This window comes from Candidatus Methylacidiphilales bacterium (assembly GCA_025056655.1).
In the GTDB taxonomy this organism is placed as follows: Bacteria; Verrucomicrobiota; Verrucomicrobiia; order Methylacidiphilales; family JANWVL01; genus JANWVL01.
In genome coordinates this window covers 1-2,074 of sequence record JANWVL010000085.1, presented here as the reverse complement: position 1 = coordinate 2,074, position 2,074 = coordinate 1, and the positions used below count along the sequence as shown (strand labels likewise).

The window sequence follows — 2,074 nt, the reverse complement described above, 5'->3', positions numbered from 1 at the left end:
ACTAGTTGCATGTTGTTATTATACACCTCTGTCAAGTCCCACCCGTTGTAATACCGATACTGCCGCGAAGGCCCTATCCATGGCACACTCGCAGTCGGCCTCCAGTAATACCTCTCCACCACCCGCCGATTCAACCCATCTTTACCATACAGCCCCAGCCTCACTCAACCGCTCCATCAATTCATCCACTTTCTCATTCATTATTTTTGTCTTAAGCGATTCTTTCTCCCTTCGGTATCTTGCAGCTTCCTTACGGCCTCTGACACCACCCTCCGCAATCCCCTGCATAATATGCTATGCCTAATATCCTTCTTTCAACCCGAAATGCCTTAAATGCATATCCTAACCTCTCGCATTCTTGCCGATCTCTTTCCGTCTTTTTATAGCATTCATTCACATACATTCGCATCTGAACTCCAGAATATGCTAATATTAACACTACAAATAACAAAACCAACCCTGTCCATATATTTAATTTAGATACTTTTCTCATCTCACACACCTACCTCCACATGGACCACTATACGACGATACACCACATTGCCTTGTGGCGTGCTCAGGCTCGAAGTTGCAATTTTTTAATTCACATTCCTTCTTTTTAGCCTCCGTCTTCTTCTCACATTCTTTTTTAAAATTACTCACTACTACTTCACAATAAATAGATCCAACAGCTCCTATTCCCATCCCAATTAACGCTATTCCAGCAGGTCCAATCAATCCACTGGGATCCGTATAATTCACCGCATTATTCCCCACATACCGATACAAGTTTATATCCCCGGAATCGAAGCCGATGAGGTCGGGTTGCAGGAAGCGGTCGAGTGCTATTTTCTCCATCACACCCTCATGAAAATAATAGCCATTTATCATCGTATTATTATGCTTGCTAATACTTCAATGCGTATCTTTTCGATCAAAATTTTAGTCAAATACATAATGTTCCAGTCACTTTTATTTACATTCATTTCTACAATTATTAGATATGTATCTATATTAGCTAATAATCATATATCTCAAGAGATTAAAATTTACAATCCTTTTTGTCATCTCTCCAGGTCATTAAATCATATATTACTATGCTTCATTTTCCACTACTATTGCCCAATCTAGTTATAATTATATAAGTTATTGATAACGCTAACAAAGCCAAAGGATAAAAGATTTTTTGATCGTTGTAGGATACAAAGACAATCAATAACCATATTAACCATGAAATCACTACTGCCTTGATCCTTTTCTCCATCAAACCCTTCTTCCCTGATATCACATATCTCCAACTCAATACCAAAAAAACTAATACGACACTAATTAACGAAATGACCAAAAAATACTTACCCTCAATTATATGATCTATTGCTCTTGTCATAAATAATAATCAAATGCAAGCATTAGAGGCACAACGAGCAACGTCTTCAAGATATTTTGCCCAGCATTCCATAGGACATTTATCAGGATCTGAAAGACAATCACCTAACCTACCTGCTGCTTCTTCAACACATTTTAGATATTCAGGATATCTTCTCCATACATTGAAAGCACACCACCCTACTGCCCCAGGAACAATCCAGGGAGGAAGAGAAGCAAGCCCTTCCGGATCCGTATAATTCACCGCATTATTCCCCACATATCTATACCAATTCACATCCTTAGCCTCAAACCCAATCGGATCCGGTTGCATAAATCTTCCCAGGGTGGTGCTATAGATGCGGTTTCTATAGTCGTATAGACCTGAGGCGAGGCCGCCGCTTGTGTTTGCGAGCATTTCGCGGCCTGTGAACCAGAAGCGGTTGGGGCTGGCATTGTAATAGGTAAAGTTATTAGCTGTGCTGACGTCGGCGAAGTAAGCTTCTCCATAGACGTCGTATCGGGTGCGGTGGATCTCGGTGCCTTGCAGGTCGATGAGGCGGGCGGTGCTGCCGAGGATCCTTTCTTGCAGATAGCAGGTGTGTGTAATGCAGTTGCCTACCAGGTCGTATGTCCAGCTTTGGGTTTTGCTCGCGTTCGCGTTGTTAACCGTTCCGCATTGCACTTGGGTAACTTGCCCGATGTCGTCGTAGGTGTAAAGATCTTTTTT

2 protein-coding genes are annotated in these 2,074 nt (G+C 41.8%); both read right to left on the bottom strand.

The window, feature by feature from the left end:
* Positions 1–489: 489 nt before the first annotated feature.
* Positions 490–837: a hypothetical protein gene (locus NZM04_05320; GenBank protein ID MCS7063452.1), complete on the bottom strand. Its 348-nt coding sequence runs from the start codon at positions 835–837 to the stop codon at positions 490–492.
* 538 nt (positions 838–1,375) lie between these two features.
* On the bottom strand, positions 1,376–2,074 hold a 699-nt coding region (locus NZM04_05315; GenBank protein ID MCS7063451.1), incomplete at its 5' end, for an RHS repeat-associated core domain-containing protein.

What these genes read in the sequence shown, in the direction of transcription:
- NZM04_05320 (MCS7063452.1), bottom strand. Translation starts at nt 837, where the DNA reads ATGGAGAAAATAGCACTCGACCGCTTCCTGCAACCCGACCTCATCGGC.